At 70.4% G+C, this 14,800-nt stretch carries 12 protein-coding genes; 5 read left to right on the top strand and 7 right to left on the bottom strand.

Features of this window, described 5'->3' with window-relative positions; genetic code table 11:
• Nucleotides 1–3 precede the first annotated feature (3 nt).
• From AAC134_RS04775 to AAC134_RS04800, 6 genes are all read right to left on the bottom strand, one after another.
• Nucleotides 4–1,389: an aminotransferase class III-fold pyridoxal phosphate-dependent enzyme gene (locus AAC134_RS04775; protein WP_339947917.1), complete on the bottom strand. Its 1,386-nt coding sequence runs from the start codon at nucleotides 1,387–1,389 to the stop codon at nucleotides 4–6.
• A gap of 112 nt (nucleotides 1,390–1,501) precedes the next feature.
• Nucleotides 1,502–2,530, bottom strand: coding sequence for an oligopeptide/dipeptide ABC transporter ATP-binding protein (locus tag AAC134_RS04780; RefSeq protein ID WP_339947918.1), 1,029 nt, complete (start codon nucleotides 2,528–2,530; stop codon nucleotides 1,502–1,504).
• Nucleotides 2,527–3,543 carry an ABC transporter ATP-binding protein gene (locus AAC134_RS04785; protein WP_339947919.1) on the bottom strand — a complete coding sequence of 339 codons (1,017 nt, stop codon included), beginning with the start codon at nucleotides 3,541–3,543 and terminating at the stop codon, nucleotides 2,527–2,529. The genes AAC134_RS04780 and AAC134_RS04785 overlap by 4 nt, the downstream gene beginning before the upstream one ends.
• An 8-nt stretch (nucleotides 3,544–3,551) precedes the next feature.
• On the bottom strand, nucleotides 3,552–4,388 hold the full coding sequence (locus AAC134_RS04790) for an ABC transporter permease (protein ID WP_339948014.1): 837 nt from the start codon (nucleotides 4,386–4,388) through the stop codon (nucleotides 3,552–3,554).
• Nucleotides 4,389–4,477: 89 nt separating this feature from the next.
• Nucleotides 4,478–5,464 (bottom strand): ABC transporter permease, encoded by a 987-nt coding sequence (locus tag AAC134_RS04795; protein WP_339947920.1) that lies wholly within the window; start codon nucleotides 5,462–5,464, stop codon nucleotides 4,478–4,480.
• A 112-nt stretch (nucleotides 5,465–5,576) separates the two neighbouring features.
• A complete protein-coding gene (locus AAC134_RS04800) occupies nucleotides 5,577–7,163 on the bottom strand; it encodes an ABC transporter substrate-binding protein (RefSeq protein ID WP_339947921.1) in 1,587 nt (528 codons plus the stop codon).
• 226 nt (nucleotides 7,164–7,389) lie between these two features.
• Here AAC134_RS04800 and AAC134_RS04805 point away from each other — a divergent pair, with 226 nt between their 5' ends.
• From AAC134_RS04805 to AAC134_RS04825, 5 genes are all read left to right on the top strand, one after another.
• Complete coding sequence (locus AAC134_RS04805) at nucleotides 7,390–9,033, top strand: amidohydrolase (RefSeq protein ID WP_339947922.1); 1,644 nt, start codon at nucleotides 7,390–7,392, stop codon at nucleotides 9,031–9,033.
• Nucleotides 9,030–10,013 carry a CobW family GTP-binding protein gene (locus tag AAC134_RS04810; RefSeq protein ID WP_339947923.1) on the top strand — a complete coding sequence of 328 codons (984 nt, stop codon included), beginning with the start codon at nucleotides 9,030–9,032 and terminating at the stop codon, nucleotides 10,011–10,013. Before AAC134_RS04805 ends, AAC134_RS04810 begins: the two co-directional genes overlap by 4 nt.
• Before the next feature lie 69 nt (nucleotides 10,014–10,082).
• Nucleotides 10,083–11,567 (top strand): PLP-dependent aminotransferase family protein, encoded by a 1,485-nt coding sequence (locus AAC134_RS04815; protein ID WP_339947924.1) that lies wholly within the window; start codon nucleotides 10,083–10,085, stop codon nucleotides 11,565–11,567.
• A gap of 31 nt (nucleotides 11,568–11,598) precedes the next feature.
• Complete coding sequence (locus AAC134_RS04820) at nucleotides 11,599–12,873, top strand: hydantoinase/carbamoylase family amidase (protein WP_339947925.1); 1,275 nt, start codon at nucleotides 11,599–11,601, stop codon at nucleotides 12,871–12,873.
• Nucleotides 12,874–13,025: 152 nt separating this feature from the next.
• Nucleotides 13,026–14,024 carry a hypothetical protein gene (locus tag AAC134_RS04825; RefSeq protein ID WP_339947926.1) on the top strand — a complete coding sequence of 333 codons (999 nt, stop codon included), beginning with the start codon at nucleotides 13,026–13,028 and terminating at the stop codon, nucleotides 14,022–14,024.
• 56 nt (nucleotides 14,025–14,080) lie between these two features.
• Here the strand turns inward: AAC134_RS04825 and AAC134_RS04830 are convergent, their stop codons facing one another.
• Nucleotides 14,081–14,767, bottom strand: a complete 687-nt coding sequence (locus AAC134_RS04830; RefSeq protein ID WP_339947927.1) for a hypothetical protein — start codon at nucleotides 14,765–14,767, stop codon at nucleotides 14,081–14,083.
• Nucleotides 14,768–14,800 lie beyond the last annotated feature (33 nt).

The following is a 14,800-nucleotide window of genomic DNA, read 5'->3' on the forward strand; positions in this document are numbered from 1 at the left end:
CGATCAGAGCGTCGCGGAGATTTCCTCGAGCGCGCCGTCGATGGCCTCGGCGATCGTGTCGATCTCGGCGGCGGTCACGATCAGGCCGGGCGACAGGCACAGCGTGTTGTTCAGGCCGGGCAGCGAGCGGTTGGTCATGCCGATCATCACGCCCCGCGCGCCGACGGCCGCGACCACCTTGGCCACGATCTTCTCGTCGAGCGGTTCCCTGGTCTCGCGGTCGGCGACCAGCTCGACGCCCTGGAACAGGCCCATGCCGCGCACGTCGCCGACGATGGGGTATTTGGCCTTGAGGGCTTCGAGGCGGGCCATCAGCTGGGCGCCGCGCTCCTTGGTGTTGGCGAGCAGGTTCTCCTCCTCGAGGATCGCCATGTTCTCGAGCGCGGCGGCGGGGCCCGCCGTGCAGCCGCCGAAGGTGGAGATGTCGCGGAAGTAGCCCAGCGGGTCCGAGGCGTCGTCCTTGAACATGTCGAAGACGCGCTCGGTGGTGACGGTGCACGAGATCGCCGCGTAGCCCGAGGCGAGGCCCTTGGCCATGGTCACGATGTCGGGCTTCACGCCGAAGTTCTGGTAGCCGAACCACTCGCCGGTGCGGCCCATGCCGCAGACGACCTCGTCGATGTGGAGCAGGATGTCGTATTTCTCGCAGATCTCCTGCACGCGGGGCCAGTAGCCCTCGGGCGGGACGATGACGCCGCCGCCGGCGGTGATCGGCTCGAGCACCAGGCCGCCCACGGTCTCGGGGCCCTCGCGCAGGATCACCTCCTCGATCGCGTCGGCGGCGCGGCGGCCGTAGTCGGCGACGTCCCACTGCTTGCGATACTCGAGGCAATGGGGGACTTGCACGAAGCCCGCGGGGAAGGGGCCGTAGTGGGCGGCGCGCTCGGGCTGGCCGCCGGAGGCGAGCGCCGCGATGGTGGTGCCGTGGTAGTCCCGCTCGCGGAACAGGATCTTGTGCTTCACGCCGCCGTACTTCTTGTGGGCGATCTGGCGGATCATCTTGTAGGCCTTCTCGTTGGCCTCGGATCCGGAGTTCGAGTAGTAGACGCGGGACATGCCCGGCATCTTCTCGATCAGCTTCTGGGCGAACAGCGCCCCGGGGATCGAGCCGGCGGCGCCGGCGAAGTAGTTCATCTTCACCAGCTGGTCGCGCACGGCGTTGGCGATCCGCTCGCGGCCGTAGCCGACGTTGACGGTCCACACGCCGCCCGAGACGGCGTCGATCATCTCGCGCCCGGTGGCGTCCCAGACGCGGATGCCCTTGCCCTCGACGATGATCTTGGGATCGGTCGTCTCGAACATGGCGTGCTGGACCAGGTGGTGCCAGACGTTGGCCTTGTCGGCGGCGATGACGTCGGAAAGATCGTTGGGATTGGCGGCGACGTTCATTTGCGAACTCCTTTCATCCCCGGCACGGGCGGCGGATGCATGATGCCGGCATAGCAGCGCCGGGGGGGCGGGTCATAGGACCAGGCTGGCGCGAGCCTAGGACCAGATGGGCTCAACCCTCCAGAGGGAAATGGCAGGCGACCTTGGCGCCTTCCACAGGGCGGAGGAGGGGTTTCTCGTCCTTGCAGCGGGTCTGGGCGCGCGGGCAGCGGGAGGCGAAGGCGCAGCCCCTGGGCAGGTTCATCGGCGAGGGCGGGTCGCCCTTCACCGCGCCGGCGCGCGAATAGCCCGCCGACTTGCGCCGCGCGAGCGAGGGCGCGGCGTCCAGAAGCGCCGAGGTGTAGGGGTGGCGCGGGGTGGCGAAGAGGGTGGGGCGGTCGGCGTATTCCACGATCTCGCCCAGATACATCACCGCGATGTCGTCGCAGATGAACTGCACAACCCCGAGGTCGTGGGAGATGAAGAGGTAGGACAGCCCGAACTGGTCCTGCAGGCGGCGCAGGAGGTTCAGCACCTGGGCCTGAATGGCGACGTCGAGCGCCGAGACCGGCTCGTCGCAGACGATCAGCTTGGGGTTGGTCGCGAGCGCCCGGGCGATGGAGATGCGTTGGCGCTGGCCGCCCGAGAACTGGTGGGGGAAGAGCGTCATCTGGTCGGGGCGCAGGCCGACGAGCGAGAACAGCTCCTTCACCCGGTCGGCGCGGTCGGCCTTCTCGCCCACGTCCATAAGGTCCAGCGGCTCGCGCACGATGGCGCCGACGCGGTCGCGGGGGTTGAGCGAGGAATAGGGGTCCTGGAAGATCACCTGCATGTCGCGGCGCTGCTGGCGCAGGGCTTCGGGGCCCATCTGCAGGACGTCGCGGCCCTCGAACAGCACGGCGCCGTCGTGGGCCTCGGTCAGGCGCACGGCGGCCATGGCGGTGGTGGTCTTGCCCGAGCCGCTCTCGCCCACGATGCCCAGCGTGCGGCCGGCGTGGACCTTGAAGTTCACGCCGCGCACGGCGTGGAGATAGTCGCGCTCGGCCAGGAGCGATTTCTTGGGCATCGCGAAGCGGACCGAGAGGTCGACGGCTTCCAGCAGGGGCCGCTCGGTCGTGGGGGCGCCGCCGGGGGCCGCGGCGGGGTGTCCGTCGAAGCTCATGCGGCGATCTCCGTCTCGGCGGCGTGGCAGGCGACCGCGTGGCCGTTGGCCATGCCGTGGGGGTCGAGCGGCGGGCGCTGGGCGCGGCAGCGGTCGTGCACCAGCGCGCAGCGGTCGGCGAAGGCGCAGCCGGCGCCCAGCAGGTGCAGGGGAGGGACGACGCCGGGGATCTCGGCCAATGGGGGCAGGCGGTCGGTCGAGGCGGCGGCCCGGCCCAGCGCCGGGATGCAGCCGATCAGGCCGGCGGTGTAGGGGTGGCGGGGGTCGTCGAGGATGTCGTCGGCGAGCCCCTGCTCGATCACCCGGCCGGCGTACATGACGGCGACGCGGTCGGCCATTTCGGCGATGGCGCCCATGTCGTGGGTGATCATCACGATGGCCACGCCGAACTTGGCTTGGATGTCGCGCATCAGGTCGAAGATCTGCGCCTGCACGGTGACGTCGAGCGCGGTGGTCGGCTCGTCGGCGATCAGCACCTTGGGGCGGCAGGAGAGGGCCATGGCGATCATCACGCGCTGGCGCATGCCGCCCGACATCTCGTGAGGGTAGGAGGAGGCCCGGCGCCGCGCCTCGGGGATGCCGACGATGCGCAGCAGCTCGACCGCCTCCTCCCACGCCTCGCGCTTGGAGACGTCCTGGTGGAGCATGATCGCCTCGGCGATCTGGTCGCCCGCCGTGAACACGGGGTTCAGGGAGGTCATCGGCTCCTGGAAGATCATCGAGATGTCGCGGCCGCGGAGCTGGCGCATCCGCTTGGGGCTGGCGCGGGTGATGTCCTCGCCCTCGAACAGGATCTGGCCGGCGGTGAGGTGGCCCGGCGGGTTGGGGATCAGGCCCATCATCGCGAGGGCGGTGATCGACTTGCCGCAGCCGGATTCGCCGACGATGCCAAGCGTCTCGCCGGGCATCACGTCGAGGCTGATGCCCGCGAGCGCGGTGACGCGGCCGTGGCGGGTGTCGAACTCGACCTTCAGGTCGCGGACGGAGAGGAGGGGGTCGGTAGACGTCTTCATGGGGGCGCTCACCTCGACCGGAGTTTCGGGTTGAAGGCGTCGTTCAGGCCGTCGCCGATCAGGGAGATGGCGAAGACGGTCAGGAAGATCGCGAGGCCGGGGATGGTGACGGGCCACCAGGCCTCGAGCATGTAGCCGCGGTTCTGGCCGATCATCAGGCCCCAGGACATGGTGTTGGGATCCCCGAGGCCGAGGAACGACAGGCCCGCCTCGAACAGGATCGCGACGCCCACGGTCAGGGTGGCCGAGACGATCAGCGGCGGCAGCGCGTTGGGCAGCACCACGCGGAAGATGATCCGGCTGTTCTTCGCGCCGATCGAGCGGGCGGCGGCGACGTATTCGAGCTCGCGGATGCGCAGGAACTCGGCCCGCGTCAGGCGGGCGGTCTGGGGCCAGGAGACCACGCCGATGGCGATGGCGATGGTGGCGAGCGAGGGGGAGAACAGCGTCACCAGCACCATGGCGAAGAGGAGGGCGGGCAGGACCTGGAAGAACTCGGTCACCCGCATCAGCAGGTCGTCGACCCAGCCGCCGAAGAAGCCCGAGAGGGCGCCGACCAGGATGCCGATGCCCACCGTCAGCAGGGCCGCCGCGGCGCCCACGGCGAGCGTCGGCCAGCCGCCGGTCAGCAGCCCCGCGAGGATGTCGCGGCCGAGGTAGTCGGTGCCGAGCAGGGCGTATTCGGGTTCCTCGAACGGCGCGGTCATCGGGGCCCAGACGATCTCGTAGGGATCGGCGGTGACGAAGAACGTGCCGTAGAGGAGCGCCAGCAGGATTGCGGCCAGGATCGCCGTGCCGACCAGCGCGGGGCGGTTGCGCAGGAAGATGCCGAAGCTCTCGCGCAGGGGGCTGACGGCCTCGACCGGGCCGGCGGAGGCGGAGGGCGCGGCGGCGGCGGCAGGCGCGGCGGGGGGAGGGTTGGTCGCGACGTCGGTCACTTGCGGGCGCCTCCGGTGCGGATGCGGGGATCGGCCAGGCGATAGCCGAGATCGGTCAGAAGGTTGGCGACCACCACCATCAGGGCGGCGAAGAACAGCACCCCCAGCAGGGTCGGGTAGTCGCGGCGCAGCACGCTGTCGAAGGCGAGCCGGCCCATGCCGGGCCAGTTGAACACCGTCTCGACCAGCAGCGCGCCCGAGATCAGGTTGCCGAACTGGATGCCGGCGACCGTCATGATCGGCAGCACCGCGTTGCGCAGCGCGTGCTTGAAGGTGACCTTGCGCTCGGAAAGCCCCTTGGCGCGCGCGGTGCGCACGTAGTCGGCCCCCAGCACGTCGATCATCGAGGCGCGCGACAGCCGCGCATACTGGGCCAGGAAGATGATCCCCAGCGTCAGCGCGGGCAGGAACAGGTGGTGGAGCACGTCGAAGACATAGGCGACGGGGCCGCCCGAGAAGCGCGCGCTCTCCATCCCCTCGACCGGGAAGATCGGGATGATCGAGGCGAACAGGATGATCAGCATCAGCCCGGTCCAGAACACCGGCGCGGCGTAGCCGATGGTCGAGAACACCGAGACGAAGGCCGACCAGGCGCCCTGGGGCTTGCGCGCGGCGAGCACGCCCATGCCCACGCCCAGGACGATGGCGATCATCTGGGCGGCGACCACCAGCAGGATGGTCGGCACGATGCGCGCGCCGATCAGCTCGATCACCGGCTGGTTGAAGAAGTAGCTCTCGCCCAGATCGCCGGTCATCACGCCGCCGAGGTAGAGGCCGAGCTGCACGATCAGCGGCTGGTCGAGGCCGTAGTCGGCCCGGATCCTGGCCATCATCTCCTCGGTCGCGCCGCCCATCTCGCCCGCGATCACCTCGGCCGGGTCGCCCGGCGCGGCGTGGATCAGCAGGAAGTTCAGGACAACCACGCCCAGAAGCAGGATCACGCCGTAGCCGAGGCGCCTGAGGATGTAGCCGGATGCGCCCATCGTGGGGGTCCTCCGCGGGGGTCTTGGCTGGGTCGGCGGTCCGCGTCTGGGCCGCCGGTTGGCTGGCGCGCGCCGCGGCCTCGAGGGGCGCGGCGCGCGGGGGCGCCGGGGCTCAGCGCGGCTCGGTCCAGTAGACCTCGTCAAACGACTGCATCGGACCCCAGATCGAGACCGGCACGTTGCCCAGCCGCGAGTCGTAGGCGGTGTGGTAGGGCAGCGCGTTGATCCAGTAGACGGGCAGATCCTCGCCCACGATCATCTGGAACTCGTCGTAGAGGGCCTTGCGCTTGGCCTCGTCGAGCTCGATGGCGGCGGCGGTCAGGATCTCGTCGACCTTGGGGTTGGAATAGCCCTGCGTGTTCGCCCACACCACGGGGCGGATGTTGTCGGTCAGGTAGGTGCGGTGCACGCCGATCACCGGGTCGCCCCAGTTGAACACCGAGTCCATCGACATCTCGAAGTCGCCCGCGGCCATGCGCTTGGCCCAGGTGGGGAAGTCGGCCGAGGCGCGGACCTCGATGCCGATGCCGACCTTGCCCAGCGCCGAGCGCAGGTATTCGGCCACGTTGCGCTGCTGCTCGTCGTTGCCGGGGATGTAGTCCACGGTCAGCGAGAAGCGCTGGTCGCCGTCCATCGGGAAGCCGGCCTCGTCGAGCAGGGCGTTGGCCTTGTCGAGATCGAAGTCATAGGCCGGGATGTCTTCGTTGAAGAACGGCGAGCTTTCGACGATGGGGCTGCGCTGGGGCGCGGAGACGCCGCGCATCAGCGCCTTGGTGATGAAGTTGCGGTCGATGGCGTAGCCGATGGCCTGGCGCACCGCCTTCTCGGCCAGCGGGCCCTGGCGCATGTTGAAGGCCAGCCAGTTGATCGGGCCGACGGCGGCGTAGCCCTTGTCGGTGACCTCGATCCCGTCGGCCTCGGTCAGGCGCGAGATCCCCTGCGAGGTGGTCAGGAAGGGCAGCATGTCGCCCTCGCCCGCCTCCATCGAGAGCAGCGAGGCGGAGGTGTCGCGCACCAGCCGGATGATGATCCGGTCGAGGTAGGGGCGGCCCTCGATGAAGAAGTCCTCGTTGCGGACCATCACGATCTGCTCGCCCGGCGCGAAGCTTTCCAGCTTGAAGGGGCCCGAGCCGACGGGGGCGGCGTTGGCGGGGTGGGAGGCCACGTCCTGGCCGTCGCCGTAGATGTGCTCGGGGATGATCGGGCACAGCGCGCCCGACAGCGCCAGGATCAGCGCCGGGTGGGGCTGGGAGAGGTTGATCACCGCGGTCAGGTCGTCGGGGGTGTCGATGCTCTCGACCGGGGCGAACATGGTCTTGAAGGGGTGGTTGGCCTTGATCGTCTCGATCGAGAAGGCGACGTCGGCCGAGGTGATCGGGTGGCCGTCGTGGAAGGTGGCGCCCTCGACCAGCTTCAGGGTCAGGGAGAGGCCGTCCTCGGCCCACTCCCACGACTCCGCGAGGTAGGGCTGGGCGTTCCAGTTCTCGTCCATGCGCAGGGGCGAGGCGAAGATCTGGGTGCCGGGCATGGCGGTGGCGATGCCCGACTGCACGGCCGGATTCAGGTGGCGGGGCGTCTGGGTGGAGATCATCACCAGGTCGCCGCCCTGCGTGGGCTGCTGGGCCGCGGCGGGCTGCAGGCCCAGGGCGAGGGCGAGGGACGCCGCGGTTGCGATCAGGGTCCGGCGCGTGATGCTCATGTTCTGGCCTCGTGTCGGTGTTTGCCTAAAGCGAAGTCAGCCCGTGTTGGCGCGCGAACGCAAACCCCAAACCGCCTGCCCAAGCGACTGGCGCCAAGAGTTCTCCGCATCTGGTCCTAAGGTCCGGACCACCGAGCGGCGAGGGTGTATGAAGACGCCCTGCGCGCGCCCGCCGCCCGCGCCGCCCTCCGCCCCCTGCGTCCCCCAGAGGAGCCCCGATCAGCCCATGCCCGCACAGCCCGCTTCCCAGACTGTCGTCTATCGCGCCCGCAAGATCGTCACCATGGACCCCAACAAGCCCGAGGCGACCCATGTGGCGGTCCGCGACGGGCGGATCCTGGCCGTCGGCGGCCCCGACTGCGCCGCGCCCTGGGGCGGCGGCGCGCTGGACGAGCGGTTCGGCGACGCGGTGCTGCTGCCGGGCTTTGTCGAGGGCCACGGCCACATGATGACCGGCGCGATGTGGCGCTATGTCTACGCGGGCGACCAGGACCGGGTCGATCCCGACGGCAACCTGCACGAGGGCATGCCCTCGGTCGAGGCGGTGGTGGCCCGGCTCAAGCAGGCCGCGGCAGAGATCCCCGAGGGCGAGCCGATCGTCGCCTGGGGCTTCGATCCGATCTTCCTGACCACCGAGCGGCTGAACTGCCGCCACCTCGACGAGGTCTCGAAGGATCGCCCGGTGGCGGTGGTGCATTCCAACTTCCACCTGCTGACGGTGAACTCGAAGGCCCTCGAGATGGCGGGCTATTCGCGCGACACCAATGTCGAGGGCGTGGCGCGGTTCTCGAACGGCGAGCCCAATGGCGAGCTGCAGGAGATGGCCGCCATGTTCCCGATCCTGCGCCGCTGCAAGATCGACTTCCGCGAGCTGTCGCGCCGCGAGCCTGCGGTGCGCGCCTATGCCAAGTCGGCCATGCGCTGCGGGGTGACCACGGCCACGGACCTGGCTGCGATGCTGGAAGACGAGGACGTGGACGGGCTGCTGCGGATCACCGGCTCGGACGACTTCTGCCTGCGCATCGTGCCCACTTTGGTGTTCCGCGAGATGGCGCCGGCCGATTTCGTGGCCCGCGCGCAGGCGCTGGGCAAGCGGTCCTCGGACATGCTGCGGCTGGGCTCGGTCAAGATCGTGACCGACGGGTCGATCCAGGGGTTCACGGCGCGGCTGAAGTGGCCGGGGCACCTGGGCGGGCAGCCCAACGGCATCTGGAACGTGCCGCCCGCGCAGCTGTTCGAGGTGATCGAGGCGCTGAACGCCGCGCGCGTGCAGATGCACATCCACACCAACGGGGACGAGGCATCCGAGGTGACGCTCGACGCGCTCGAGGCGGCGCTGGTCAAGTCGCCCTGGCCCGACCATCGCCACACGCTGCAGCATGTGCAGATGGCGGGCGAGGACCAGTTCGCGCGGATGGCCGCGCTGGGGGTCTGCGCCAACCTGTTTGCCAACCACATGTGGTACTTCGGGGACGCGCACTATGAGCTGTCGATCGGGCCGGACCGGGCGAGGCGGATGGACGCCTGCCGCTCGGCGCTGAACCACGGGGTGACGCTGGCGATCCATTCGGACACGCCGGTGACGCCGATGGGGCCGCTGACGGTGGCCTGGTGCGCGGTCAACCGCATCACCCCCAAGGGCCGGGTGCTGGGCGAGGCCCAGCGGATCACGGTGGCCGAGGCGCTGCACGCGATCACGCTGGGCCCGGCGAAGACGCTGAAGATGGACCGCGACATCGGCTCGATCGAGACCGGCAAGAAGGCCGATTTCGCGGTGCTGGCCGACGATCCGCTGAGCGTCGCGCCCTATGAGCTGCGCAACATCGAGGTGCTGGGCACCGTCTCGGGCGGCCGGGTGTTCCTGGCGTGAGCGGGGGCGATGACACCCGGGGGGGCGGGCCCGCCCCCCTGCCCGTGCCCCCTCTGCCCGTGACCGTGATCTCGGGGTATCTGGGCGCGGGCAAGACCACGCTGGTCAACCGCCTGCTGAGCGAGGCGCATGGCCGGCGGATCACCGTGCTGGTCAACGACTTCGGCGAGATCCCGCTGGACGAGAGCCTGATCCTCAACCGCGACGGCGACACGCTGAGCCTCGCCAACGGCTGCATGTGCTGCTCGATCGGGGGGGATCTGTTCGACGCCATCGACCGGATCCTCGAGGCGCGCCCGCGGGCCGAGCATCTGGTGATCGAGACCTCGGGCGTGGCCGACCCCGCCAAGGTCGCCCAGATCGCGATGGCCGAGCCGGAGATGGCGCTGGCGCTGACCGCGACCCTGGTGGACGCGGCGAATTTCGAGGCGGGGCTCGCCGATCCGCTGCTTGCCGACACGCTCATCCGCCAGGTGCGGGCGGCGGGGCTGGCGGTGATCTCGAAGGCCGACCATGCGGGGGCGGAGGCGACCGCGGCGCTGGCCGCGAAGCTCGAGGCGATGGCCCCCGGCGTGCCGCGGATCGAGGCGGCCTTCGGGGCGCTGCCGATCGAGATGCTGCTCGACCCCGCAGAGATCGCCCCCGTCGCCGCCGATCATGTCTGCGGACCGGACTGCGGTCATGACCCTGCCCACGATCACGGCGCCCACTACCGGAGCTGGTCGTGGAGCGGCGCGCAGGCGCTGGATGCGGCGGGCGCGGAGGCGCTGATCGGGGCGCAGGATCTGGGCCTCTACCGGCTGAAGGGCGTGGCGCGCACGGGTCAGGGGTGGGTGGAGTTCCACCGCGCCGGCCGCCAGGTCTCGTGGCGGGGGGCGCAGGCGCCGGCGGACGGGGTGTCGCGCGCGGTCGCCATTGGCTTCGCGGCGCGTTTCGATGCGGACGCTCTGGATGCGCGCTGGCGGGCTCTGCTAGTCTGAGGCCGGCCGCGGCGCCGCCCCTCCAGGCGGGCGGGGCGGCCCGGCGGCGCCTGCCGCCTCGGAGGCCGCATGCGCGATACGTTGATCCATGTCGAACGGGCCGAGGGCGTCTCCCTCCAGGCCCAGATCCGGGAGCGGCTGGTCTCGGCGATCCTCGCGGGGCAGTTCCGCGCCGGGGCGGCGATGCCCTCGACCCGGGCGATGGCCCAGCGGCTGGGGGTGTCGCGCAACACGGTGATGCTGGCCTACCAGGCGATGGCCGACGACGGCTGGCTTGCGGCGCGGGAGCGCTCGGGGTTCTACGTCTCGCAGACCCCGCCCGAGACGGCGGCCGCGGCCGAGCCCGATGCGGGCCACGCGGCCCGGCGCCCGGACTGGGCGGCGCGGTTCCATGTGGCCCCCACCGCCCAGCGCAACATCGTCAAGCCGGCGGACTGGCGGAAATACCCCTATCCGTTCCTCTATGGGCAGCTCGATTCCGACCTGTTTCCGCTCGCCGCCTGGCGCGACTGCATGCGCCAGTCGATGGCCCGCAAGAGCTTCGACGCCTGGACCGACGACCGCTTCGCCGAGGACGATCCGATGCTGGTCGAGCAGATCCGCCAGCGGCTGCTGCCTCGCCGCGGGATCACCGCGCGCCCCGACGAGGTGCTGGTGACGCTGGGGGCGCAGAACGCGCTGTATCTGATCGCCCAGCTGCTGGTGGGGCGCGAGACGCCGGTGGCGATCGAGAACCCCGGCTATGCGGATGCGCGCAACATCCTCGGGCTGGCCTCGGACCGGGTGACGCCGATCCCGGTGGACGCCGAGGGGCTGGTGGTCGACCGCCTGCCCCGCGCGCCGTCGCTGGCCTTCGTGACGCCCTCGCACCAGTCGCCGACCTCTGTGACCATGAGCGTGGCGCGGCGGCACGCGCTGCTGGACTGGGCCGAGGCCCATGACGGGCTGGTGATCGAGGACGACTACGAGTTCGAGTTCAACTACCGCGGCCAGCCGACCCCGGCGCTGAAGTCGATGGATCGCTCGGACCGGGTGATCTATGTGGGCAGCCTGTCGAAGTCGCTGATGCCGGGGCTGCGGATGGGCTTCATCGTGGGCCCGGCCGAGTTCGTGGCCGAGGCCCGCGCCCTGCGCCGCCTGATGCTGCGCCACCCGCCGGGCAACAACCAGCGCGCGGTGGCGCTGTTCCTGGCGCTGGGGGCGCATGACGCGCTGATCGGGCGGCTGCACCGCAGCTTTGCGGGGCGGTGGGAGGCGATGCACGGCGCGCTCGACGCGCATCTGCCCGGCTGGTCGCAGGGGGCGGTCTTTGGCGGCACCTGTTTCTGGGTGCGCGGGCCCGAGGGGATGGACGCCGCGGATCTGGCCGCAGAGGCCCGCGCCGAGGGCGTGCTGATCGAACCGGGCGGGGTGCTGTTCGCCGATCCCGGCCCCGACGGCGAGGCCCGGCCGACGAATTTCTTCCGCATGGCCTTCTCCTCGATCGCCGAGGCGCGCATCCCCGAGGGGGTCGAGCGTCTGGCCCTCGCCGCCCGGCGCATCGGGGCGCTGTGAGGGCGTCCGCGCCGGTCGGCACGAAACCCGCATGGATCGCCGCGAGACCAGCAAGGAGCCTGCGATGACCGCCCTGCCCGAGATCGACGCCGCGCGCCTGTGGACCCGCCACATGGACTTCGCCCGCATCGGCGCGACGCCCGAGGGCGGGGTCCGGCGCCTGGCCTTCGACGCGGCCGAGATCGCCGCCCACCGTCATCTGGCCGACCTGGCGCTGGCCCGCGGCTTCGCGCTGTCGCTGGATCCCGCCGGCAACCTGTTCGTGCGGCGCGAGGGGACCGAGCCCGGCGCGGCCCCCGTGGTCGCGGGCTCGCATCTCGACAGCCAGCCCTCCGGGGGCCGGTTCGACGGCGTGTTCGGCGTGCTGGCCGCCTTCGAGGCGCTGGAGATCGCCGAGGATCGGGGGATCGTCACCCGGCGCCCGATGGAGGTGGTGGTCTGGGCCAACGAGGAGGGCTCGCGCTTTCGCCCCGGGTGTCTGGGCTCGGCCGTGCATGCCGGCGAGACGGCGCTGGAGGAGGCCCTCGCGGTGGTGGGCGACGACGGCGCGCTCTATGGCGAGGGGGTCGCGGCGCTGGCCGCCGCCCTGCCCGAGGCCGCGCCTGCGCCCCTCGATCGAAGCTTCGCCGCGCTGCTCGAGGCGCATATCGAGCAGGGGCCGGTGCTGGAGGCCGAGGGCAAGCTGATCGGCGTGGTGGACCGGGTGCAGGGCCACCGGCGGCTCGACATCTCCGTCATCGGGCGGGAGGACCACTCCGGCGGCGCGCCGCTGAGCCTGCGCCGGGACGCGTTCGTGGACGCGATCGAGGTGTGCCGGGGGCTGGCCGAGCTGTGCCGGGACGAGACCGACGTGCTGCGCTTCACCTTCGGGCGGTTCGTGGTGAGCCCCAATGCGGTGTCGGTGGTGCCGGGGCGCGTGGACATGGTGCTGGACCTGCGCCACCCCTCGCAGGCCGAGCTGATCCGGCTGGGCGACCTGGTGCACGCCCGCGCGCAGGGGCTGGCGCGGCTGTGCGAGGTGAGCGTGGCCGACAGCTCCTGGCACGCGCCGGTCGTCTTCACGCCGGAGGTGCGCGAGATCTTCGCCCGCGCCGCCGACCGCCGCGGCTATGCGCGGCGCGAGATCTATTCGGGCGGCGGGCACGATGCGCGCTGGTTTCCCGGGCGCTGCCCCACGGGCATGGTGTTCATCCCCTGCGAGAAGGGCGTCAGCCATCACCCCGCCGAGAACGTGGACCCCGCCCATGCCGCCGCCGGCGCGCAGGTGATCGCCGACGCGATGCTGGAGCTGGCCGGGGCGGGCTGAGGGCGCTGGCGCGGGAAGCGGCGCCGGGGCGCCCGGAACTTCGGCAATCGCAGACTCATCTCCAAACTTGGAGTGGAATCCATTGACGGCGCGGCCTGGCTGCGGCGTCATGCGGGCAACCCCATCGCGCGGCCGCATGCAGGAGGCTCCCCATGGCGACGCTCACCCAGGATCAGCACGACCGCGCGGTCCGCTTCATCGCGGCCAACCGGTTCCCGTTCCCCGACCAGCCGCACCCCAGCTGGCCGCTGCACTACCGCACCTGGTTCAACGCGCCGACGCATCCGCGCATCGCCATCGACCTGCCCGAGGGGCCGCACTATCCCGACATCGTCATCGTCGACGGCGAGGGCCGCCTGCGCGAGATCGCCGAGGTCGAGACGGACCTGAACCCCGAGATGATCCCCCGCTGGCAGGCCGCCTCGCTCGCGGCCGACGACACCACCGAGACCGGCGACCGCCACCTCTTGATCTACGTCCCCCAGGGCCGCGAGGACGAGGCGCTGGCGATGCTGGAGGGGGCCGGCATCAGCTATCACGCGCTGCGCGGCGTGCGGGTGGACGAGGACGGCACGGTCCACGTCCTGCCCCACCGGACGCTGGGCAATTCCAAGGACCACCGCCCCGATAGCCCGCCCCCGGCCGATCAGGACCCGGTGCGTGCGCATCTAGACGACGACGCCCGCGAGGCGGTGATCCGCTTCCTGCTGGCCGAGCGGTTTCCGTTTCCCGGAGAGGGGACCGAGAAGTGGGGCCTCGACCTCTACTGCCTGACCAACACCCGCCTGCACGCCCGCCGCGCCATCCCCGGCCCCTCGGGAGACCTGTTCCCCTCGGTGGTGGTGGTCGACGCCGAAGGTCGCCCCTGCAAGATCGCGATGGTCGAGACCGAGGTCTCTGAGACCCGCCTCCCTTTCTGGCGCGCCTGCTCGGAGGCCGCGGTCTATGAGGGCCACTACACCGACCCCGACACCGGCCGCCCGGCGAAACACTTCCTCCTCTACGTCCCCCTCGGCCAGGAGGAGACCGCCCGCGCGATGCTGATCGACGCCGGCATCTCCTGCGCCGGCGTGCGCGGCTACGAGGTGACGCAGGCGCTGCGCGTGCGGATGCCGGCGATCCTGCCGCCGGTGGCGCGGGGCACATCCTAGCCAAGGCAGCCGGCAGCGCTCGAGCGCTTTCTGCCAGTGTAGCTCGGATACCGGCCTCAGTAGCGGGCGATCAGGGCGTCGAGATCATACCTCGCACGCGTCAGCTTTGAGCGCTCGGGATAGACAAGATCGGCTGCGCGCAAAGCCCATATCCCGACTTGTGCGCAGAGCCGGAACCAGTAGTCGAGCGGGACGCCATTCTGGTGGAGGTAAATCGTGTCGAAAGACATGTCGCCTTTCTCGCTCTCCGCAACTGTCGTGCTGAGCATCGCTCCGAATTCATTTGGGTGTGCGCCCGCATCAATCAGCTTTTCATAGAGCTTGTCGTAGATCGCAGCCAGCGTGGTGTCATCAGACTTAAGGACGTTGAAGATCTTTCGCGCCTGAAACTCTGTGCGAACGGCTTTCCGAGCGGCCTCGCTCTCCCCCCGACGCATCCAGACCTCGTAGCGGTTCTCGTCCCGAGCTATGTAGTGCCCGTAAGCAGCCTGCTCCAGCGATAGCCTCAGAACGGCGGATGCCTCGATAAGTTGCCCCGCAGCGACCATGCTAACCGCCGAAAGGTATGCAGAATGGGAGCGTAGAAAAAACCCTACAGGCCGGAGCGGGCGCGGATTGACGGCCTTATCGAACATTGCCCTAAAGACTCGATCGACGGCGGCAAGGTCTCGGAATACCGTCCGCTTGCCGTGAAACGAAGCAAACTGGTTGCTCCGGCATTTTTCCAGATATTCCGTCAGCATGTCGTCACCCCATCCGGGGGGAGGTTCGCTGCT

The organism is uncultured Albimonas sp., from assembly GCF_963977235.1.
GTDB lineage: Bacteria > Pseudomonadota > Alphaproteobacteria > Rhodobacterales > Rhodobacteraceae > Albimonas.